At 41.6% G+C, this 21,686-nt stretch carries 18 protein-coding genes; 9 read left to right on the forward strand and 9 right to left on the reverse strand.

The features are described from left to right. Window positions 1–80: 80 nt before the first annotated feature. A complete protein-coding gene (locus tag B6N13_RS12970; protein WP_072839798.1) occupies window positions 81–980 on the reverse strand; it encodes a LysR family transcriptional regulator in 900 nt (299 codons plus the stop codon). A gap of 109 nt (window positions 981–1,089) precedes the next feature. Here B6N13_RS12970 and fahA point away from each other — a divergent pair, with 109 nt between their 5' ends. The 6 genes from fahA (at window position 1,090) to B6N13_RS13000 (ending at window position 6,651) form a co-directional block, all read left to right on the forward strand. Then, the gene (gene fahA / locus B6N13_RS12975) at window positions 1,090–2,349 is read left to right on the forward strand and encodes a fumarylacetoacetase (RefSeq protein WP_169459569.1); all 1,260 of its coding nucleotides are present in this window, start codon (window positions 1,090–1,092) and stop codon (window positions 2,347–2,349) included. Window positions 2,350–2,359: 10 nt separating this feature from the next. Then, a complete protein-coding gene (maiA, locus tag B6N13_RS12980) occupies window positions 2,360–3,004 on the forward strand; it encodes a maleylacetoacetate isomerase (protein ID WP_198432173.1) in 645 nt (214 codons plus the stop codon). A gap of 17 nt (window positions 3,005–3,021) precedes the next feature. Continuing rightward, window positions 3,022–3,582, forward strand: a complete 561-nt coding sequence (locus B6N13_RS12985; RefSeq protein ID WP_169459570.1) for a VOC family protein — start codon at window positions 3,022–3,024, stop codon at window positions 3,580–3,582. 170 nt (window positions 3,583–3,752) lie between these two features. Beyond that, complete coding sequence (locus B6N13_RS12990) at window positions 3,753–4,799, forward strand: TRAP transporter substrate-binding protein (RefSeq protein WP_072839801.1); 1,047 nt, start codon at window positions 3,753–3,755, stop codon at window positions 4,797–4,799. Further along, window positions 4,799–5,326 (forward strand): TRAP transporter small permease subunit, encoded by a 528-nt coding sequence (locus tag B6N13_RS12995; protein ID WP_169459571.1) that lies wholly within the window; start codon window positions 4,799–4,801, stop codon window positions 5,324–5,326. Before B6N13_RS12990 ends, B6N13_RS12995 begins: the two co-directional genes overlap by 1 nt. Beyond that, the gene (locus B6N13_RS13000) at window positions 5,323–6,651 is read left to right on the forward strand and encodes a TRAP transporter large permease (RefSeq protein WP_169459572.1); all 1,329 of its coding nucleotides are present in this window, start codon (window positions 5,323–5,325) and stop codon (window positions 6,649–6,651) included. Before B6N13_RS12995 ends, B6N13_RS13000 begins: the two co-directional genes overlap by 4 nt. A 382-nt stretch (window positions 6,652–7,033) precedes the next feature. On the opposite strand, the gene B6N13_RS13005 is transcribed toward B6N13_RS13000, so the two are convergent. The 3 genes from B6N13_RS13005 to B6N13_RS13015 form a co-directional block, all read right to left on the reverse strand. Beyond that, the gene (locus B6N13_RS13005; RefSeq protein WP_169459573.1) at window positions 7,034–7,225 is read right to left on the reverse strand and encodes a hypothetical protein; all 192 of its coding nucleotides are present in this window, start codon (window positions 7,223–7,225) and stop codon (window positions 7,034–7,036) included. Window positions 7,226–7,397: 172 nt separating this feature from the next. Next, entirely contained in the window at window positions 7,398–8,615 is a 1,218-nt protein-coding gene (locus B6N13_RS13010) for a metallochaperone AztD (RefSeq protein WP_169459574.1), read from the reverse strand. A gap of 197 nt (window positions 8,616–8,812) precedes the next feature. Beyond that, window positions 8,813–9,430 carry a LysE family translocator gene (locus B6N13_RS13015; RefSeq protein ID WP_169459575.1) on the reverse strand — a complete coding sequence of 206 codons (618 nt, stop codon included), beginning with the start codon at window positions 9,428–9,430 and terminating at the stop codon, window positions 8,813–8,815. Between the two features lie 104 nt (window positions 9,431–9,534). Here B6N13_RS13015 and B6N13_RS13020 point away from each other — a divergent pair, with 104 nt between their 5' ends. Further along, on the forward strand, window positions 9,535–10,311 hold the full coding sequence (locus tag B6N13_RS13020; RefSeq protein WP_169459576.1) for an AraC family transcriptional regulator: 777 nt from the start codon (window positions 9,535–9,537) through the stop codon (window positions 10,309–10,311). Window positions 10,312–10,408: 97 nt separating this feature from the next. Here the strand turns inward: B6N13_RS13020 and B6N13_RS13025 are convergent, their stop codons facing one another. The 5 genes from B6N13_RS13025 to B6N13_RS13045 all read right to left on the reverse strand — a co-directional run bounded on the left by B6N13_RS13025 (window position 10,409) and on the right by B6N13_RS13045 (window position 17,988). Then, window positions 10,409–12,784: an AAA family ATPase gene (locus B6N13_RS13025; RefSeq protein WP_169459577.1), complete on the reverse strand. Its 2,376-nt coding sequence runs from the start codon at window positions 12,782–12,784 to the stop codon at window positions 10,409–10,411. Next, on the reverse strand, window positions 12,765–13,946 hold the full coding sequence (locus tag B6N13_RS13030) for an AAA family ATPase (protein WP_169459578.1): 1,182 nt from the start codon (window positions 13,944–13,946) through the stop codon (window positions 12,765–12,767). The genes B6N13_RS13025 and B6N13_RS13030 overlap by 20 nt, the downstream gene beginning before the upstream one ends. Window positions 13,947–14,110: 164 nt before the next feature. Next, a complete protein-coding gene (locus B6N13_RS13035) occupies window positions 14,111–14,746 on the reverse strand; it encodes an ATP-binding cassette domain-containing protein (RefSeq protein ID WP_169459579.1) in 636 nt (211 codons plus the stop codon). Continuing rightward, complete coding sequence (locus tag B6N13_RS13040) at window positions 14,734–16,470, reverse strand: ABC transporter permease (protein WP_169459580.1); 1,737 nt, start codon at window positions 16,468–16,470, stop codon at window positions 14,734–14,736. The genes B6N13_RS13035 and B6N13_RS13040 overlap by 13 nt, the downstream gene beginning before the upstream one ends. 288 nt (window positions 16,471–16,758) lie before the next feature. Next, a complete protein-coding gene (locus B6N13_RS13045; protein ID WP_169459581.1) occupies window positions 16,759–17,988 on the reverse strand; it encodes an ABC transporter substrate-binding protein in 1,230 nt (409 codons plus the stop codon). A 176-nt stretch (window positions 17,989–18,164) separates the two neighbouring features. On the opposite strand from B6N13_RS13045, the gene B6N13_RS13050 reads away from it, so the two are divergent. Together B6N13_RS13050 and B6N13_RS13055 are read left to right on the forward strand one after the other, a co-directional pair. After that, window positions 18,165–19,307 carry a succinylglutamate desuccinylase/aspartoacylase family protein gene (locus B6N13_RS13050; protein WP_048814325.1) on the forward strand — a complete coding sequence of 381 codons (1,143 nt, stop codon included), beginning with the start codon at window positions 18,165–18,167 and terminating at the stop codon, window positions 19,305–19,307. Window positions 19,308–19,379: 72 nt separating this feature from the next. Beyond that, window positions 19,380–21,686 carry an ATP-dependent helicase gene (locus B6N13_RS13055; RefSeq protein ID WP_248280327.1) on the forward strand — a complete coding sequence of 769 codons (2,307 nt, stop codon included), beginning with the start codon at window positions 19,380–19,382 and terminating at the stop codon, window positions 21,684–21,686.

Below are 21,686 nucleotides of genomic sequence, written 5' to 3' on the forward strand. Positions count from 1 at the left end.
AAACTTGGCCAAATGACAGCTTGCTATACTTGTCTCCGAGTTGGCTAGATATTACATCTAGTGCTTTAAATAACTTATTTTTAAACTTTGTTAAACTGCATATTTTTTAAAAATACATCAATGAATTTTTGTACCGCGGGTAGTTTTTCCCGGTTTTTACAGCTGTATAGATAAAAATTTCGGTAAATAATAGGATCGCAAATAGGTATTATAACTAGTCCATTTTGTTTCACTGATTCGATTGCATAAGGCAGACAGATCGTAACTCCTAAACCATTTGCAACCATGCTCAAGGCCGTTGACATGAAGTTAACCAGGTATTTCGGACTAATTATATACTCAGAAGACTCACGTAATAAATTGTCAATGATAAGCTCTGTAAAGGATCCTCGTAGAGTTATTAGCTCTAGGTTGGCAAGGTCTTTCCATCTGATATTGGCCTCTTTCGCAATCGGATGATTTGGGGGGAGTGCCAAATGAAAAGGGTGTGAGAATATTAGCTGTTTGTTAAGGCTAGATAGTAATTTTCTTTCTGGTCCAATACCAATATCCGCCTCACCTAGGTTGACAATTTCTTGTACGTTTTCTACCCCACAATCAATTAGACTGACTTCAACCTGAGGAAACATTTTACTATATAGAGCGATTATCCTAGGTAGTTCAGCCGATGCTAGTTGCTGAACAACAGCGATTCTTACTTTGCCATAGTCAAGTTTTTTTAGGCCCATCACTTCATTTGTCAAAGCGTCCATTTCATCTAGCATACGGATAACTGCAGGAAGAATGTTTCTACCGGCTTCGGACGTTTCTAATTTTCTGGTCGATCGATCAAACAAGCCTAATTCTAAGTTGAGCTCTAATTCCTTGATGATACTACTAAGTGCTGATTGAGTGATGTGCAGATTTTCTGCCGCTTTAGTAAAGCTTCCCTCTTGGTGAACCGCCAGAAATGCTCGTAATTGCCTTAGTGTAACATTCATTAGATTATCCTATATATTTATCAATATAATCTGTTTGTCTAATAAATATATACCTTATAGTATTTTTTACATAAAGATAAATATCTTCAAAATAAAAATAGAAGGGCTTATGGACATCAAAAAGACATTTTTACCTGTTGACGAGCGTAGCGATTTCTCAATTCACAATCTACCTTACGGAGTTTTTAGTAGTGGCAAGTTGAGCCCTCGGATAGGTGTCGCTATAGGTCACCAAATTATAGATTTGAGTCAGCTTGAAGAAGCAGGCCTCCTTCCTACTTCAGATAATTCTGTTTTTAATTGTGACACGCTTAACCCTTTTATTTCTCTTGGAAAAGAAATCTGGCATGAAACACGGGCTCGCCTTCAAGACCTTTTGGATTTCAATAATCCAGAATTACGTGACAATAATGAACTGTGCGACAAAGCAATCATTAACCAAGCCGATGTACAAATGCATTTGCCTATTCATGTTTCTTCTTATACTGACTTTTATTCATCTCGTGAGCATGCCTTTAACGTGGGCTGTATGTTTAGAGATCCTAAACATGCCTTAATGCCTAATTGGAGTGAGCTGCCTGTTGGTTATAACGGTCGTGCTAGTTCTGTCGTAGTTAGTGGTACAGATATAGTTCGTCCAAGCGGACAGGTCAAAGTTCCTGATTCAGAACGCCCCATTTTTTCTAGCTCTCGAAAATTAGACTTTGAGTTAGAAACTGCTTTTATAATTGGGCGTCCAAACGCTATGGGTAAGCCTGTTTCTATTGAAAGCGCTCATGAGCATATATTTGGTATGGTACTCCTCAATGATTGGTCCGCACGTGATATCCAGCAATGGGAATACGTTCCACTCGGCCCGTTTAATTCTAAAACATTTGCTTCTTCTATTTCGCCTTGGGTAGTGACGCTTGAGGCTTTAGAGCCATTTCGTTGTTCCGGACCTAAGCAAGAACCTCTTCCGTTGCCTTATTTACGCGAGAAGCGTGATAACAATTTTGATATTAACCTTGAAGTATCTTTCGATGTTGCAGGTCATGAAACGGTTATTAGTAAAACAAACTTTAAATACATGTATTGGACAATGCCTCAGCAACTTGCACACCACACCATCAGTGGCTGCAATATGCAAGTTGGTGACTTGTTAGGCTCTGGCACCATTTCAGGGAAAGATAAAGGGAGTCGTGGCAGTTTGCTTGAGCTGACTTGGAATATGACAGAGTCCCTTACCTTAAATAATGGTGAATCACGATACTTTATTGAAGATGGGGATGGCATCGTCATACGAGGATATGCTCAAAAAGATGAGGTGCGTGTAGGGTTTGGTGAAGTACGTGGAAAAATTCTTCCTGCTAACGAGTTTAATTATTAAGGCGAATATCATGATTAAACTTTATAGCTATTTTAGAAGTTCAGCTGCATATAGGGTGCGTATCGCTTTAAACCTTAAAGCGCTGTCATATGAGTACATCCCCGTTCATCTGTTAAATAATGGAGGGGAGCAACATACCGCTGATTATGAATCTATAAACCCAATAAAGCTGGTACCTACTCTAGTTGATGGAGAACAAACTATTACTCAATCACTGGCCATAATTGAGTATCTTGAAGAAGCCTACCCTAATACAACATCGCTTATGCCTGACGATGTCAATTTGCGAGCTAATATTCGTGCTTTTAGCCAAATCATTGCATGTGATATTCATCCTGTAAATAATTTAAGAGTTATTCAATACTTAAATAATAAATTAGATGTCGATGAGACACATCGTAATGATTGGTATAAGCATTGGATTACAGTTGGTTTTGATGCATTGGAAAAGGTTTTAGCCAAACAACCTGGAAAATTCTGTTTTGGTGATGCTCCAACCATGGCGGATTGCTGTCTAGTTCCTCAAATTTATAATGCCAGACGTTTTGAGATTAGCCTTGATAATTACCCAAATATTCTTTCGGTTTATTCATCTTGTAAAGAACACCCAGCATTTATTCAGGCCGAACCAGAAAAACAACCCGATATGGCTTAATATTAGAGGAAACTATTATGACATTTAAAATAGAGCAAATTCACCATGTTGCATATCGTTGCAATGATGCAAAAGAAACGGTGGAGTGGTACACGAAAAATCTTAATATGGATTTCATTTTAGCCTTTGCTGAGAACCAAGTACCTTCAACCAAAGAGCCAGACCCTTATATGCATATTTTTTTGGATGCTGGTAACGACAATGTACTAGCATTTTTTGAACTTCCCACCCAGCCTAAAATGGGGCGCGATGAAAATACTCCAACATGGGTTCAGCATATCGCTCTTCGCGTCCATGATCGCGACACGCTTTTAGCTGCAAAAAAACAACTTGAAGAAAATGATGTTGATGTACTAGGTATTACAAATCATGGTGTATTTCATTCGATTTATTTCTTTGATCCAAATGGACATCGAATTGAACTGACATACGACGATATAACAGCTAAAGCTAAAATAGCTCAAATTACAGAAGAAATAAAATACGAAATGCTTGATGAGTGGACGAAAACCAAACGTGCTCCCAAGCATACGGCTTTTCTTCATTCAGAAGAGTTCGAGGCTAAAAAAGACAATTAAATTATTCTCATTAATTTTTCAATTAGTACGAAAAGTTAAACGTTATAAAAAGAGGTATTAAGGAACATTAGCGGCATTATCCAAGTATAAATTAGAAAAAATATTTCCTGCTATTGCTTAGTAGTAGAAATAATAAAAACAAAAATTAAAACTTAATTGAGGAAATAGATATGTTTAAAACTATGCGCTCTATATTATTAGCCGGTACTGTGGTAGCAGGAATTAATACACCTGTTTCAGCACAGACAGTACTAAATGTAAGCACTTGGTTACCCCCTACGCATGTACAAAATTCTGTAGTGTGGCCAACTTGGGGGAAGTGGGTTGAAGAAGCCACAGAAGGGCGAGTTACAGTTAATATTGAGAACAGCTCTAATAACCCAGCCCAACTATTTGAAGTTGTTGAAGACAGTGTTGCTGATGCGTCTTTTAGTTTTAATGGTTTTGTTCCTGGTCGCTTTGAGTTAGAGCAAATTGTCGAGCTTCCTGGGCTTGGAGCTAATGCAGAAGCGGCTTCTTTGGCTTACTGGCGCACTTATAAAAAATACCTACAAGCGGCAAATGAATTTGATGGACTTGAGGTTATTGGCTTATTTACTCATGGACCTGGCGTTATGCATACTCGCTTTCCTGTAAATAGCTTAGATGACCTAAAAGGCAAAAAAATCCGTATTGGAGGGGGAGTTCAAGCAGAAATTGGTAAACGACTTGGTGTAATTCCTGTCGCGGCGCCTGGAAATAAAGTCTACGAGCTTTTGCAAACAGGGGTAGTTGATGGTGCATTTATGCCTATGGTTGAACAACAAGGTATGCGTTTAGTTGAAGTTGCTCCTTATGTAACTGTGCTACCTACAGGTATGTACATGGGAGCGTTTTCTATGTTTATTAGTCCTGATTTTATGGACTCCATAGGTAAAAAGGATGCCGAAGCAATTCGCAGTGTATCAGGCGAACGCTTATCTTTAATGGCAGGAGCTGCTTGGGATAAAGCTGATATTGATGCGAAAAAGTTTTCTGAGGAAAATGGAGGTCAAGTTAACTTACTAAGTTATGGCAATCAAATGTCATTAGATTATCTAAAAATTACGGATGGTATTGATCAAAGTTGGTTAGATGCAGTAAAAGGCAAGAAAGTTGATGCGCAAGCTGCATTAGATTTCCTACGAATAGAAGCTCAAATGTACACAGCTAAACAAAAAGATACTGGAGCTAATTAATGTCTTTTATCCCATGGTTGAATGCAAACTATGAGGAGAGAGGGCCAATGAAATGGTTGGCCTTCTTCTTTGAGCTAATAGCGGCAGCCACTCTATTTGCTCTTATGATCCTCACATGTGTTGATGTTGTTGGTCGTTATTTTCTTAATCATCCTTTAATCGGAGCTACAGAATTAACTGAGATTGGCTTAGCTATTGTTATTTTCTCAGTGATGCCTGTTGTGACATGGCGTGGTTCGCATATTGTGGTCGATTTAATTGATGCATTTATAAAAAATACTTATTTACGGGTGTTGGCATTAGTTTCATCTATCGTTATTTCATCTTCATTATACTTTATATCTTTTAGAATATGGGATGTTGGATCCCGTATGTTAAGACGTAATATTACTACTGAGTTTTTACATATTGAAACTGGACTTGTTGTTCAATATATTGCGGTATTAAGTTTTTTTACTGGAATAAGTGCTCTCCTTTATTTTTTATTATCAGTCTTTACACAACCAAATTCAGGAGAAGAGAAATGACTTTGATCCTAACAAGTTTTGCAGTTCTTTTAATAATGATAATGTTATTAAGGATTCCAATTGCATTTGCAATGGGCGTAGTTGGTTTCTTTGGCTTTGCAATTTTGAGCGGTCTAACTTGGGGGGATATAGGAAATTTTAGGTGGAGTATCCCACTTTCAATGGCTTCCAATCGTATTGTTGATACAGCGCAAGATTATGGTCTTTCAATAATCCCCCTATTTATTCTAATGGGGAATTTGATAACAAGATCTGGCCTTTCAAAACAACTATACGCTGCTTCATATGCATTTCTTTGTCATAAAAAAGGTGGTTTAGCGATGGCGACTATCGCAGCCTGTGGTGGTTTTTCTGCAGTTAGCGGTTCTAGTCTTGCTACTGCGGCAACCATGGCAAAAGTAGCGATGCCACCAATGCGAAAATATGGCTATAGTGATGCTTTAGCAACAGCTTCTATTGCCTCTGGTGGCACATTAGGTATTTTAATACCGCCAAGTGTAATGTTGATTGTGTATGGGTTGTTAACTCAAACGAGTATTCGAGAATTATTTGCAGCTGGGCTTATACCAGGCATATTAGGAATTTTTCTATATCTTGGGGCCGTTAAATATGTTGTTTGGCGTGATCCAAGTGCAGGCCCTTCTGCTGAAGCAATGAGCTGGGCTGAAAGGCTGCATGCCCTAAAGGGAGTGCGGGATATCTTGGGGCTGTTTATTCTGGTGATGGGTGGTATCTATTTAGGTATATTTACGCCGACAGAAGCCGCAGGTATTGGTGCTGGAGGAGCATTGGTTATTGCATTATTACGTCGAAGCTTGAGTTTATCGTCCCTGTTCAAAACACTAGCGGATAGCGCTCGAACATCAGCGACATTATTCGTGATTATTATCGGTGCATTAATATTTTCTGATTTTATTAACCGTGCCGGGTTGCCTGGTATGATGGTAGATTTTGTTGTGTCACTAGATGTTGCTCCCATTTTGGTGATCTTCGTTATTCTAATGATTTACATCATTCTAGGTATGGTCTTAGAGAGTTTTTCCATGCTCCTCCTTACCATTCCTGTATTTTTTCCCATAGTTTCCGAGCTAGGTTATAGTTTAGTTTGGTTTGGTATTGTTGCTGTTATTGTCGTTGAGATTAGCTTAATAACGCCGCCTGTCGGAATGAATGTCTTTGTGTTAAGTAGTATTATTAGGGATGTCAAAACAGGGACTATTTTTAGAGGTGTATTACCTTTTTGGACTGCGGATATAATTCGCTTACTTCTCGTTGTTTTTATCGTTCAAATCTCAACGTGGTTGCCAGATATGATTTATAAATAATATGCATTTTTATCTTTTTTAAAAAATGTGTTTGGGTTTTCCTATAAAGCCAGTAAGTAAGGATTTATACTGGCTTTATATGGTGTAGATTGATTTTAATCAGATGTCTGGGGGGTAGGCTCTAGATTAGATAATTTAAGAAAAAAGTAGATCTTTGAATGTATTCCAAAGTGTCAGACGCGATTGAAATATGAATAGGAAGAGTTATTTTGAGGTAAACTTTACCTCCAATATTATGGGAATGTGCACATGTCGCTAAAAATACTCAGCCACTTATGGAAGTCACCGATACTTTAAAACTTAAATGTTTATCGCCAAATCTAAGTTACTTTCAGATTCAACAAAAACTAACTTTGTCTGCCACTTATAGGCTACCGATTAACTAGCCAAAATTCTTACGATTTCTAGCTTGCATGTGTTTGATGTCTTGTTCAAAACGTTCTGGAGAGAAGTCGACTAGATCGTCTTCTTCGTAATGTTTAACAAACAACTCATAGTTGCCTGTGTCATCGGCTTTCAGCATTTCCTTAAGGAATTGTTCCGCGATGGCTCTTTCATTTTTGAGTTCAGGCATAGTGGTTTGCTTGTTTGCTTGTTTGCTTGGTTATTGGTGGTCTGAACGAATGGAAATTCTAACTGCCTTAAAGTCTGCAATATTGTTGGTCAATTTAAAACAACAAAACCACTTTACATTGCATAAAGTGGTTTTGAATTAGAATCTGCGAAATCTAAAGGCTAAGGTTGAGTTAGTGGCTAATACCACTACCGCCAGCAACGGCAATATTATAAGGAATACCTTCAATGTTAATGGTCTTCGACTCAGAGAAGTCCTTTGCATTAATGAGGCGTATCAGGCCAGCATTTGGGTCAGTGATAACAATATTATCACCAGCCATGGCTAAGCGAGGTCTTGGATCATTCCAGTGCCCGTCCATACTGTATGGCGCTGTTACACGAGTGCTTTTTTCGATTTCACCACTCAATAAGTTAATACGGTGGATTTGACCATTTTCAGTTAGAACGTAGGCATTCTGAAGCCTAACTGGATCTAAAATGAAGTCCACACGGCGGAAGGGCAACTCCACAAGCTGAATGTAAGGTGTTTCTGTAGGATCTATGATGGCTAAGCTTTTTTTGCCATAGTTGCCAAGGAATATCTGAAAGGATTTAGAGCCTAATAAGGTGCCTGTTGTTTCCCCTTTTGGAAAGTCTGCAGGGTAAGGAAGCATTTTGTATTCTGTACCGTTTTTACCAGCTTTTGCGGCTAAGACTCCTTCTTTGCAACCGACAGTCAGATAAGCACCAGAAAAAGCTTCTCCATGTAATCCTGTGCAAGTTTGCAAATCACCTGCTGGTGTTCCGTCTGTCTTAATTGCTTGTAAACCAATTCGTGGCGGAGCATGACCTTCTTCAGCTTCGTTCGATGCGATACTAGAAAGCCAGTTATCTCCCCAAGGTGTCACAAAGCCATGATGTGCATGATTTTGTTGTACTCGTGTTACTTCAATATGTCCCTCCGTTAGTTCATGGCCATCTAAAACATCAGCGTACCCACCTTTATCAAAGTTGATGGACACTAGATCATCGTGCTCAACTAGATGGAATGGACGAGGGCCCTGAAGCACTTTTTTTAGAGCGACAGGATCATTTATTTCTATATCTGTATGGGCACCGTGATCATGGAAGTGAAAGCCGGATTGAATAAAGTTCACCTGATCATTATCAGACTGAACCGCAACGATTAGGCCATTGTTGGAAACAGAGTAAAGCTTGCTTTGCCCTGCAGTATTAAAGGTCCAACGCTTATCTGGATTATCTAAGTCAAAAGCAGTGACTTGTGGTGTAGCGTGATCACCAATAAATACACGATAACGAGTCATGCTGTCATCGTGTTTTTCACTTGCAATCGCAATAGTACTAATGCTCAGTGCGAGAAGGCTAACACTGCTAAGGCGTTTGATCATTCAGTTTTCTCCTTGGAAATTATAATTTTTACTCAATGCAGACCTGTTACTTGCACCTGCCTTGTCCATCTAAGTTAAAAAGAATAGTAATGTTATAATATAACAATATTTTGTGCAATTAATGTATAACCGATAGATTGGTAAAATTGATTACTTGAAAAGAGGAGAATGATGCAGCTTCAATAAAGTTTATTTCTTTAATCCTTATCAATATTCTTAAGACCAAGAAGGATAGCGGCAGCAATCAAAAGAGAGCCCGAGATTTTATTAAAATAGTGCCCAATACGGGATTGAAACTTTTTTGCGAAAGATGCCGCAGATTTGCCGTAAAAGCACAAGAACAAGCCATCAACAACAAGATAAGTGATGCTCAAGACGATAAATTGCGGCAACAAAGGCTGGGAAGTAGAAATAAACTGAGGGAACAGCGCAGCAAAGAAAATAATCGCCTTAGGGTTGGATGCTGAGGTGATAAAACCTTGCCAATATAAAGATCGAATGGAACGAGGTGAGGTGTTTTTTAAACTGGATTGATTCGAGAAAAATAGCCTCAAACCAGAGTAAACAAGATACGCGACACCAGCCCATTTAATCACTTCGAAAATCTGTTGCGAAGACTGAAGACTTGCGGCTAAACCAATGGAGGCCGCCGTCATTTGTAAAAAGTTAGCGGAAAGATCACCACAAGCGGTGGCAATGGATTTTTTAAACCCACTGCCAATACTGTTAGACAGCATCAGAATATGGCTTGCTCCCGGTGGAAACATGAACGCCAACACTGTCCCAAAATACACTGACCATACTTCAATACTCATAAACCTTACCTGCTGATAACTTACTGGGTGAAGGCATATGCTATTTCAAATTTCGATGGCTTAATTTATTCTATATGACATAAAACATTGATAAGTTGCCAACCATGAATGCAAACGAACTCATTCAACATTTTTCTGATCGTCAGGTTGTTTCGAAAATAATTAATCTGCCCGCGAATGGTGTAGAGGAATTACACACGCATTCATGGCACCAAGTGTTATTTCCTATTTCTGGTTTGCTGCAATCCACTATTGAGGGTAAGAGTATTATCGTTCCACATAATGGCATGCTCTTCATACCAGCCAATGCTATTCATAAGTCAGTATCTGTAACAAAAACGCAATTTTTAGCGGTGTATTTAAACCCAAAAAGCACTGTCGATTATGGAAATAATGCAAAGTCCTGTTTGGTAACAGCATTTTTAAAAGAGCTGATTGTATTGTTGGTTGAGCAAGGAGTAGAGGATTATTCAGAGCAAATGATGACGAACTTGCTGAACGTATTGCGAGATCAAATTGCCATTGCGGAGAGTTATGAAATTCCCTTATTGATCCCAAATGACAGAAGGTTGATGGCGATCTTCGTAGAATTGAATCAACAGCCAGACTTGGCCTTAACCCTTGCTGAGTGGGCGGTAAAAGTCGGCGCATCGCCGCGAACGCTGTCGAGACTATGCGCAAAAGAATTTAATCAATCGTTCGCCATGTGGCGACAAAACATCAGATTGGTTTTATCACTACAGTTACTTGAAAAGAACCTATCTATTCAGAACATCGCCTTGGAGTTAGGTTATCAATCTGACTCCGCCTACATCCATGCCTTTAAAGGGTTGTTTGCCCAAACGCCCAGCCAATATCGTAAGCAGAACTTATCGGTTTAAATTGTTCTTTTGTTTTAAGTTAATTACGAAAAAGCCAGTCATTAGACATGACTGGCTTTTTTAGGAATAGGACTTGATAGATTATTGATATAGTGGGTTATTGGTACTTTACAGCCAACTCATCAATCCTTGCTAACATTTCTGTGACCGTTTCTTCTAGCTCTGAGCCCATGCGCAAATACTCATTTGGATATTCGTCTTTCATTAGAAACATTAACACATAGTAAAGAGGTTTAAATTGCTCTGTTAAGTTATATTCTTTGAACCATTTATTTAATAAGTGAGTTTGTTTTTTGGCTAAAAACAACATTAGTAGATCAATGATAGCTTGAGAGTTTTCTTCTAAATCTTGAAGCCACGTATCACTAATAAATATTTTTTCCATAGCCGTAATAGCAATGTTAAATTCATTATTCCATAAAGCAATAGATGCTAGGGTGTATGAATTAAAAATGCCTTCTTTGTGACTAGCTCCTTGTTGTGCATAACTGAGGGCTTGGATTTTTTTATCTATTAATTTACGTGAAAAATACAACCATGCCAATTGTGTATAAGCATCAGTTTTCTCATGTTTGATAGCTTCAAAGAAAAACTGTTCTGCTTTATTTATGTTCTCAAATTTCTTTGCGTACAGGTTACCTAAGAAGATGTATCCATAGTAGTATTCGTACTCTACTGCTTTAATATATGACTGTTTTGCTTTGGGGAAGTTGTTAAGGTGTTTCTCATATATATTACCTAAGAGTATATAAGCACTGTGATTGCCATGTTCTATAGCTTTAATATATGCTTGCTCAGCTTTATGATAATTTTTCATGCCATCTTCGTATAAGACTCCTAATTGTAAGTAAAAAAGCATATCGTTTAATTTATGCTCTATAGCTTTAAGGTAATTTTTTTCAGCCAATTGAAAATTATTTAGTTCAAAGTGATATAAGTTGGCCATTATATGATAGCTGGGAAAAAAACCTTTCTCGGCTGCTATTTTTAAAAATTTAATTGAGAGTTCAAACTCATTATTATTTATATATGTTAATGCCTCTTTAGCGTATTCATTGCCTTCTATTTCTGGTAGCAAGCTTAGATAGCTGGTGTCACTTTGTTGTTTAAAGAAATCATGAGCATGCTGATATATCTGTTCTTTTTCATTCACAGAGATGTTTTTGCAGCCAAGTAGAGCAGATGTATAGGCCAAGGTGCCGGGCAGGTAGGCGTCGTTACTTAATCCAGAAGAATACTGTGTAACTCGATGAGTTAAGTCTTCTTGAGTGCACCACATTTCAATAAATCGGGTTAGCCAAAGCAGTTTGTTTTTATCTCGACGACGGCCATAGCGCATGAGATACCAAATATTAAAGAATCGTTCTTGGATGCGGTAAAGATGGTTTTTATTGTCGGTGTGGATTTTCTCTACTATCCATTGCTTTTGTAGTTGGGATAATTGAGCCGATATGGTTTTGCTGTCTATACGGGTTTTTTGGGCGATTTCTTTTACCGAGATGGCATCCCAGTGTTTGGCAATGGCGTGCACGATGGGTTTTTGTTGTTTACTTAGGTCGTCCATTCGATGTTTGTAAATGGGAGAGGCCATGTCGAGGGTGTCATCTAAATAGCCAAAAGTGGTGCCGTGTGGGCCTTCGGCCAAAATATCAAATAATAGCGCCATGGTTCTTGGCACACCGCCAGTGAGTCGACGGATGGATTCAATTTTTTCCGGCTGTTGTTCTATGGCGAGTTTTATTTGTTGAGCGGCATCTTCTCCGGCTGCTTCCCCCAGTGCTAAGAGCAGGTCCAGGGTTTCATCTTTCGTTAGCTTGCCTAAAGTGATGACGTTAAAGAACTGATAGAAAGGGTGTTTGTGATCATAGAAATTTTCTAGAGAAACCGCAGAGCCGCCAATGATTCTCAGGTTAGCGTTTTGACTTAATACTTCTCTGAGTATTGCTAAATCGACCTTAGAGAAGTGATCAAACAATTCGGCGATATTATCGATAAAGATAATGATTTTTTGCTGATGTTTATTTAGAGCATTATTAAGCAGTTTAAATGCTTCTTTTGCGTCTTCTCCATCTTCTGGCTCTATGTCTTCTATCGCTTCTGCTAAACCTTTAAAGTTTGTACCGTATAAAGGGTGCTCTTCTAAATCTTCTGCGATACGCAACCAAAAGCTAAACAAAGAACTAATGCCATACTCTTCTTCTTTTAGTTGTATCGGGATTAACCAAGCTGATAACGCATCACTTTCTTCAACTTCGATACTCAATCGAGTGAGTAGAGTGGTTTTCCCCGCACCTCTTACACCTTGAATAATGTAATGTTGCTCTGGAGATGTCATATCAGACTGCGAAATTTCTTTCCATAAGCGTTTGAACTCCTTCAACCTGATGGCAAAGGTTTTCTTTAATACCGCTGTTGACGTATTTTGCGGATTGTACTTTTTGGGTATTTCGTTTTTATATGGCACGGTTGGCATATCGATTCCACCAGTCTTTTAATAGGGGCGAGGTAAAACGGTAAGTATTTGGCTCTGATTCAAAAATGTAGCCATCATGCTCTAAGCAATTGATGACATAACCATGGTTTGTATCTTGATATTTTTCTTGTTGGCTAATATTAAAATAATCGTTGTATGAGGCTTGCTCAGTCTGAGCTAACAGGTGTAAAAATTCTTTTGCTAATGCTTTTTCTGACTTTTCAAGGCGATTGAGTCGTTCAACCCAATGATTAAAATTGGAGCGATAAGCTTGGTCAAATAAGGTGGTATAAGCGGTGTCAACGTCTCTGAATGTTGGGGTGAGGTTTTCAATTTCTAAGCAGTGGTCTTCAAGCCTTTCCCATAGAATTTCAATGTAGTAAGGCATCAACCATTGCACTTTTTCAAGCATGTACATAGCTACGTCCGGCGTAATGTTTAATTCGCTGCCATTTTTGTCATTTAGAAAATCAATAAACGCCAATCCATTAGGTTGGTTTAAAGTAGAGAGACTTAATTTTTCTTGATCGTTAATGAGGTTTGACACGCCGAGTCGATTGGCTAATGAATCTAAGCCAATGGAGCCAGTAAAGATAAACTGCACCATTTCGTTCAATGATGTGTCTTGGCACAAGGTGCGGGTGTTTTTCATGAAGTTTTTGACCGCGGTTAAACCACCATCTTCATGAATAGCTTCAATCACATCTGGATATTCATCAAAAACAATGACCAGCTTTTTATCCAATTGAAGTTTACGAATCACTGTTGCTAAGTCTTGATGGGTGATATGTCGAGTTTTGTCGGTTAACTTGATGCCTGAACCAGCGATACTGATGTTATCAATCTTACTTAATATAGAGCTAAGCCACTCTTTGCTTTTTTGACTATTTTTTTCTAGGTTTTTTATAAAATCCGTATCATACAATTGATCAAATATTTGCTTATAGAAAGCTTGTTCCGTGGTGCAGGACTGAACCATGGTGTATAAAAAAATGTAGTTTTCTTTAGGATTTTGCTCTAGATGCCTGAGCATTGACGTTTTGCCTGATCGCCTAGGGGCAAGCAGAATAATGTGGGCGCCTCTATCCAAGTATCGCCATACTTTTTGTTGATCTTTGTGACGTTCGAAATACTTCTTCCCGAATACAACCTGACCTGACATATAACCTCCGTGTTCTTTTAACAATGAATATTTTGTCAATATAGTTGGCAATAAAAATATTGTCAAATGTTTTGGCTATAAATTTATAGTCAAAATGGAGGTGGCGATGGTATTAAGAGAAGGTAACCATGTTTAAAGGTGTAGCGTTAGTTGAAGTAAAGTGCTTATTTCACTATTCCCAACTCCAAACATTCTCCTTCCATGGCTTTTGCATCCTCAGGATCGTGTGTGACAAGCAGCGCGGGTATGTTCGCTTGGCGTATCTCGTTTAGTACAAAAGCTCTTACGTCACGTCTTAGGGCTGGGTCGAGTTCACTGAAGGGTTCGTCAAGCAGTAGGTAGTCGGGTTTGGAAAGCAAGGTGCGGAGCAGGGCAACACGAGCCTGCTGACCGCCGGAAAGTTCTTTCGGTAGGGCGTTGGCTTTGTCGGGAATGCCGAGTTTTTCCAAGGCGTGTTGTGCCATGGTGATGCGTTCTGCTTTGTTGATGTCGGCAGGGATAGCAAAGAGTAGATTTTCTATGATGCTCATGTGTGGGAACAGCAAGGGCATTTGTTGTAATAAGCCGACTTTTCGATCTTGAGTGGCTTTTGTGTGCAAAGCTTCGTCGTTTAAAAAGGCTTCGCCAGTGGTAGTTAAATTCGGTGATAAAGATCCGCTTAAAAAATGTAGTAAGCTGGATTTGCCAATGCCGCTTGGCCCCATGATGGACAAAATCTGACCATCGGCGATTTCGAAGCTCAAATCTTTGATAAGTGTCTTATCGCCCAAAGACAAAGAAAACGCATTTACACTGAGCACGATTTATTCCTTCTGCTAAACAAATTTTTTAATACCAATCGCCACCGAGTCCAGTGTGGTGGGATAAATTGTGCGAGCCAAAATACCATGATGGGAAAGAAGGCTTGCAACATTGCCATGCTGCCGACTTGCTTTCTATCGCCCGATGCCGCTTGCGCTACCGCTTCGGTGGTTAACGTGCTGTAACGGCCTTCACCCGCAATGAGCGTAGGTAAATATTGGGCGATACTGACGGAAAAACCAATGGCAAAGGCGGTGAATATCGCCGGTTTAAGCATGGCGATTTTAACCAAAACATAATTGCGCCAAGGTTGATGATTGAGTCGATTGGCTTGCAGTAAGTATTCCTCTTCATACGCTAAATAGGGGCCTTTTAGCGTTAAGTAAACATAAGGCAAAACGTACATCAGATGCAGAGCAATAATGGCGCATAGATCGCCATTGAGGTTCAGATAAATCAGCAGCACATGCAAACCAAACAAAAAGCCAATTTGCGGTAACAGAATCGGCACGTAAATCAGCCAATCGAATAAATGCGGCTTGCTGATGTCGGTTGATCTTGCCATATCGTGTCGTTTTGTTTCCAACATCACCAGACTAATCGTGCAAGCCATGAGCGTGGTAATCAGCGCAATGGTCAGTGTGTTCGAGGTGAGTTCTATCAGCAGCGGCGTGGCGCGGTCGATATTGTCCCACGTCCATTGGCTTGGTAACGCATCAGGGAAACGCCAACGTCTGGCAAGCGACCAAATCGGTAGCAAAGCCAGAGCCACAAAGGCATTCAGTAAGGCGAGTAAACCTAAAACAACACCCAATCGAAGTAGGCTGTCGGTTAATCCAAAACGCTTACCATTGCTGCGTTCGGCTCGGGTTAGCTTGCTAAACAACAAATGCGCCAGCTCCCAGCCTGCTAAGACAACAACAATTACCAACATAAGAGAAATTGCGCCAGCGCTTGCCATTAAGCGCATGGATAAATCGGGATCATTGAACCAGCGCAATAAAGTCACCGCCAGTGTTGACGGTGTGTTGGGGCCAATCACCAAAGCCAAATCCACCACAGTTAAACTAAAGGCAACGACGATAAAAATGGGCAAACGAATAATCGGATACAGCTGAGGAATTAACACCTTGCGCCACAAGGTAAAACGGCTGTAACCGAGGGCTTGGCCGACTTGCAAGCTTTCTCGCGCCTTGATGCTTTTCATGGTGGCGAGCATAACAAACAACAGATAGGGCATTTCTTTTATCACAAGGGCGAGAATCAGTGAAACGCCATAAGGATCTTGTACGGTAATCCAATTGGGTGGTCGATCAAATCCCGTTAGCCAAGGACTGAACAAGCGTACTAACCAACCGGACGGACTCAATAAAAACAACAAGCCGATGGCCATCGCCGCGTGGGGAATCGCCAGAATCGGCGATAACGCCGCTTCGACTTTACGGAAAAACGGACGCTGATAACCCCAAGCCAACAGAGATAGCGCCAACCAAAGTGCCAGCAAAGGCGCGCCAATACCGGTTATTAAGGTGAGTTTTAAACTGGCGTAAAATTCCCCTTGGGAAAATAAATTACGCCAAGGTGCCAAGGAAATATGGTATTCGCCAAGCGGCGGGAAATACTGAAAAGCAGGAAGCAAGGTGCCGACCAAGCCAATGGCAATAGGAAAGATTAGCAACAGGGTGATAATCCCTGTGATCCATTTAGCGTGTTTTAACGGCATCTTGCTTCTTATTCAGATAATTATAGAGATTCGTATAAAATTTGTGTCGTCTACATAAGGTTATTTTTAACGACCATAAGAGATTGATTCCCGCCTTCGAGGTTGTCGCTAAAGGTAGTGAGCGAGTTTTGTAGAACTGTATTAAGTCCTAAAACCCCCCTAGCCCTCCCCTTCAAAGACACAAGGGGAGGGAATTAAACCAGCCTGCTCCTCCCCCTGCTAAGGGGGAGGCTGGGAGGGGGTTTTGCGATAGTCTCCTTCGCGAGAATGACAGTGTACCCTCAAACCTTATTGCGCGTAACGCTTACGCCACTCACTTTCCAACGCTCCCACCCAGCTGCTGTGTGGTTCTGGTAACGTTTGACCCAGCTCTTCAATGCTCAATGTGGCGATACCACGTGGTAAGGCGTCGAACTTGGCTTGCTCAGCAGCGGGTAGTTTTGCGTAAGATAAAACACTTAAATCGCCCCAAATAGTTGGCGTTTGTTTTTTGATTTGAGCTTCTGGCGACAGCATGAAGTTCGCGACGACTTGTGCACCCGCTTTCGCGCCACTGTTATATGGAATTGCTAGAAAGTGTGTATTTCCAATGGTTCCGCCAGTGAAGACGTAAGAACGAACAGTATCGGGTAAGTTGCCTTTATCGATTTGTACTGATGCAGAGGAAATATCAAAGTTCAGGGCAATGTCGATCTCTTGGTCATCAAGCAAACGCACCATTTCTTCAGAACTGGATGGGAACGTTTGGCCGTTGCGCCATGCGACTTGGTGCAGTTGATCGAGATACGCCCATAATGGCGCAGTGATTTTTTCGAAATCCACACTGTCAGCTGGCTGAGAAAGTGCTTTGCGGTAAGGCGTTAATTCGTATAAGGCTTGTTTCAAAAAGGTCGAACCAAGGAACTGCGGTGGCTCAGGGTAGGTGACTCGTCCCGGATGCGCTTTGGCATAAGTGAGTAAATCGGCAATGGATTTAGGTGGATTACTCAAAGTTGCTGTGTCATGCATAAAGATGACTTGTGCCATGCCCCAAGGGGACTCCATGCCATCGACAGGCGTGCCGAAATCTTGGGTTAAACTCTGGCGAGCATTCTCGTCCACGTAAGTCATGTAGTTTGGTAGTGATTGGCTGAAAGGGCCGAATAGTAGATTGTTGTCTTTCATGGCACGAAAGTTTTCGCCATTTAGCCAAATAAGATCGATTGAACCATTGCTGTTTTTACCTGCGGCTTTTTCGGCCAATACTCGGTTTACCGCGTCGGACGTGTCGGTCAGTTTCACTTGTTTAAGCGTCACATCGTATTCTGCTTTAATGCGATCTGCCGCCCACTGAATATAATCGTTAATGTTGTCGGCTCCGCCCCAAGCGTTGAAATACACGGTTTGGCCTTTGGCTTGTTGGAGCGTGTCTTGCCAGCTTTGCTGACTTGCGTTGGTTTGAGTTGAAGTGGCTAGTGTAGGCAAGCTTGATAAGGCTAGGGTGGCAGCGATGGAAGCCGCGACAAACGATTTTCTCATTCCTTTCTCCTGATGTTCTTTAGTTGTTTTAATCTTTACGAGTTCTTAGACGTAAATAGATCGTTGTTTCTTACAGCTTTTATTTAAGGAATTGGTTTTTATTAAAAATGGGTTTTAGCGTACCATGTTGCAGGCTCAATTTGGGCGAATGTTTCACGGCTTTTTTGCGAGGTGTTATGTCTTATCAAATCTACTCTCATGTATTACCGAGCGCGACACCGGGCACCCAGCGTATTTTAAAAGCGCATCATTTCGGCGAAGCGGGCGCGCGTCCTAAAGTCTATTTTCAGGCGGGATTGCATGCCGATGAATGGCCAGGTTTTTTGGTGCTTAACACCTTGCTAAGACAGCTAAAAAAAGCCGACGATGCAGGTTTGATTCAAGGTGAAATTGTCATTGTGCCTGTGGCGAACCCGATTGGTTTGGCGCAGAACTTTCATGGTTATATTCCGGGGCGTTTTGCGTTCTCTGATGGCGGCGGTAATTTTAATCGCAACTGGCCACAGTTGGGCGCGAAAGTTGAAAAACGTATCAAGGGTGATGTGACCGGCGACATTGAAAGTAATATTGATTTAGTTCGCCAAGCCATTCACGAAGAATTGGCCTTGTTACCTGAAACCACGGAACTGCAAGGCATGAAGAAAACCTTGTTGGCTTTGTCTATGGATGCGGATGAAATTATCGATCTGCATTGTTCTGGCGAAGCTAGTATGCACGCCTACGTGGCGCAAGAATTTGAAGGCCACTTTAAGCCATTATTGGCGCTATTGGGCGCGAAAGTTGGCTTGTCTGAATTAGAAACTGGCGCTGCTTCGTTTGATGAAACCAATGTCAGCGTGTGGCGTGATTTAAAAGCCCATTATGCCCATTTGATTCCTTGGGGAAGCCGCTCTTTAACGGTAGAATTACGCGGCGAAAATGACATCTCCAATGAGTTTGCCGAGCAAGATGCACAAGCTTTATTTGATTATCTTGTGCTGCGAGAAGTGATTGCTGGTAAGTCACCAGCGATTGATGACAGCGACGTTGAATATTATCCACTGGATGCCATGGATTTAGTAAAAGCGCCGTGTGCTGGCATTGTTTGTTACCACAAAGCCATTGGTGAAGAAGTGGAAGCGGGCGAGGTGATTGGCGAAGTGGTAAACCTGATGGACGATGATGTGGAAACCTCTAGTTATCCTCTGGTGGCGCGAACCAATGGCGTATTTTTCGCCCGCGTACAGCGTCGTTTGGTGGTATGTGGTGAATCCATCGCCAAGATCGCCGGCAGAGAACACCTCGCGTTTCGTGAGATCGGCAAGCTGTTTGAAGACTAGAAAAATTGACCACTTAAAAGTCGGCAATTAGTAATTGAAGATCCAATCGTATAAATACTAGGCAAAATTATTTTGACACAAGTACAGCCCAATACTGAGGTGACCACCTCGTTAACCGATGAGCAAATGCTTGTTGTAAATCATGATCTCATGTCGCCTGCGAAAGTTATCGCCGTGGCGGGTGCGGGCAAAACCACTACCTTAATTTCTCGTATCGAGCATTTATTGGCTCAGGGTGTGGACCCTTCCCACATTGGCGTGTTTATGTTCAATAAAAGCGCGCAGGAAGAATTCTCTGAGCGTTTGAGCAAGCGACTCATGACCGTTGGGCATTTCCGTTCCCCCAGTGTGATGACTTTTCATGCCTTTGGGATGAAGTTTTGTCGCCGCTTAGAGCAGCAAGGTTGGTTGTCTGCCGCTAAGTTAATTACCGATGATTTTAGCCTCGTGAAGATGTTACGCGAGGCTTTACAGCGTCTGGTTCGTAGTGGTGAGAAAATCGCTATTTTGGATGAGAAAGATTGGCTGGAAGACGTGCTGTTATTTGTCGATCAGGTCAAAGCGTCTGACCAGCCAGCACAGATCGTTTTTGAAGCCTTGGGCTGGTCTAACGAACGCAAATTTTTCCCCGCGTTATACGGTGAATTAGAAAAGCTTCGCAAACGTAATAACATTCGTTTTTTTGCCGATTTACTCAGCGATCCTTATGAATTAATCAGTGAATTAGACGAAGCTGAACGCGTGAGAGTGCGTGGCTTAGTGCCTGATTTCCGTTATTTGTTAATTGACGAATTTCAGGATATTAACCCCTGCCAATACGAGCTGCTAAAGCTGCTTTATCCTGCTCCTTGCCAATGGATGATTGTGGGTGATGTACAGCAGTGTATTTATGAATGGCGCGGTGCCAGTCCAGACATCATGGCGACGCAATTTGACCAAGACTTTGCCAATGTGGCGACTTACCCATTGAGCACCAGTTTTCGCTTCGGCCACGCGGTCGGTTTAATGGCGTCGAGCGTGATCAGCGAAAACGACCCTGATGCCTTGGTGATTGGCGCTGGCGAACGCACCAGAGTGTCTTTTGCACGAGCACCGAAGACAGGCAAAGCCTTGCTGGGCGAATTGAAAGCTTGGGTGGAAGAGGGCCGCGCGCTAAGCGATACCGCAGTGTTGGTGCGTTTGTACAGCGACATGGTGCCAGTGCAGCTAGCCTTGATGCACAAAGGTGTGCCGTATCAATTGCACGGTGATTCGCCGCTATTAGAAAATCGTCAGATTCGCATGCTGATGGCGTATTTGGCGGTGATTGCTGGTGGTTTGGAAACTAGCAGTACGTTTTTCCATCCCGACGATATCGAATACTTGCTGATGATTCCGAGCCTTGGTGCTTCGATGGCTCAGCGTAAAACCTTGATCCAACAAGCCAAACAATCGCCGCATTTGTTGCCTCAGATTATTGAGTCTGTTGCGGATGCGACGGATGGCTGGCGCGCGAAAAAACTCTATGAGCGTGCTGACTGGTTGCGCAGCTTAAGTATTTATCGCACCGATCCGGCGCAAGGCTTGGCGCATACTTTGGAGAAGTTAGGCATTTATCGCTACTTCGAAAGCACCAGCAGTAAAGATATTCAGACCCAAGAGAAAATAGCTACTTGTGATGCCTTTATGGCCTATGTACGTGGTGTTGGCGGTGATGCAAAATCGATTTTAGAACAACTCGCCACCTTGAATGAAAAACAAACTGACGATGTTCACGGAGTGCATCTGATGACGATTCACAAGTCGAAAGGCTTAGAGTTCGATCAGGTGTTATTGTCTGGCTTACAAGAAGGGCGCTTTCCTTATTATGATGAGGATCTAAGCGCCATTGATAAGCAAGCTGCCAGTGATTTGGCATCCGAACGCCGTTTGTTTTATGTGGCGATTACCCGCGCGAAACAGAAACTCGTGCTCTTGGAAACGCCGAGTGCAGACGAGCATAAACGCATGAAGCAGGGTGATATTCCCCGCGCAGCACTGAAAAGCTTGTCTTTGTCGCGTTTTGTCTTTGAAGCGCAGCCTTATGCAGTGAGTCGTATTTGCGAAGCCTGGTATGTCGAAAATGTTGGCACGCCAATTGATACGGAAAAAGGTTCGGTCTTTCAGCGTTATTTGAACGCGGTCGATCCTTCTCCGTCGCTGACCTTTCGTCATCGGGTTGAAGGTAAAAGTCTCTTACAGCCCGGCGACAAAGTACGCCACGATCAGTTCGGTCAGGGTGTTGTCGTGCGACAAGAACGAGACGAAAAACAAATGATTTTTGTGGATTTTGGCGAAGTGGGTCTAAAACGCTTTAATCCCAAGCACACACAACTTATAAAACTGTCTTCCCGAGCCTAA

It is taken from the genome of Marinomonas sp. UCMA 3892, from assembly GCF_012726345.1.
GTDB lineage: Bacteria > Pseudomonadota > Gammaproteobacteria > Pseudomonadales > Marinomonadaceae > Marinomonas.

Coding starts and splice junctions, on each gene's coding strand:
- B6N13_RS12970 (WP_072839798.1), bottom strand. CDS start 980: ATGAATGTTACACTAAGGCAATTACGAGCATTTCTGGCGGTTCACCAA.
- fahA (WP_169459569.1), top strand. CDS start 1,090: ATGGACATCAAAAAGACATTTTTACCTGTTGACGAGCGTAGCGATTTC.
- maiA (WP_198432173.1), top strand. CDS start 2,360: ATGATTAAACTTTATAGCTATTTTAGAAGTTCAGCTGCATATAGGGTG.
- B6N13_RS12985 (WP_169459570.1), top strand. CDS start 3,022: ATGACATTTAAAATAGAGCAAATTCACCATGTTGCATATCGTTGCAAT.
- B6N13_RS12990 (WP_072839801.1), top strand. CDS start 3,753: ATGTTTAAAACTATGCGCTCTATATTATTAGCCGGTACTGTGGTAGCA.
- B6N13_RS12995 (WP_169459571.1), top strand. CDS start 4,799: ATGTCTTTTATCCCATGGTTGAATGCAAACTATGAGGAGAGAGGGCCA.
- B6N13_RS13000 (WP_169459572.1), top strand. CDS start 5,323: ATGACTTTGATCCTAACAAGTTTTGCAGTTCTTTTAATAATGATAATG.
- B6N13_RS13005 (WP_169459573.1), bottom strand. CDS start 7,225: ATGCCTGAACTCAAAAATGAAAGAGCCATCGCGGAACAATTCCTTAAG.
- B6N13_RS13010 (WP_169459574.1), bottom strand. CDS start 8,615: ATGATCAAACGCCTTAGCAGTGTTAGCCTTCTCGCACTGAGCATTAGT.
- B6N13_RS13015 (WP_169459575.1), bottom strand. CDS start 9,430: ATGAGTATTGAAGTATGGTCAGTGTATTTTGGGACAGTGTTGGCGTTC.
- B6N13_RS13020 (WP_169459576.1), top strand. CDS start 9,535: ATGAATGCAAACGAACTCATTCAACATTTTTCTGATCGTCAGGTTGTT.
- B6N13_RS13025 (WP_169459577.1), bottom strand. CDS start 12,784: ATGCCAACCGTGCCATATAAAAACGAAATACCCAAAAAGTACAATCCG.
- B6N13_RS13030 (WP_169459578.1), bottom strand. CDS start 13,946: ATGTCAGGTCAGGTTGTATTCGGGAAGAAGTATTTCGAACGTCACAAA.
- B6N13_RS13040 (WP_169459580.1), bottom strand. CDS start 16,470: ATGCCGTTAAAACACGCTAAATGGATCACAGGGATTATCACCCTGTTG.
- B6N13_RS13045 (WP_169459581.1), bottom strand. CDS start 17,988: ATGAGAAAATCGTTTGTCGCGGCTTCCATCGCTGCCACCCTAGCCTTA.
- B6N13_RS13050 (WP_048814325.1), top strand. CDS start 18,165: ATGTCTTATCAAATCTACTCTCATGTATTACCGAGCGCGACACCGGGC.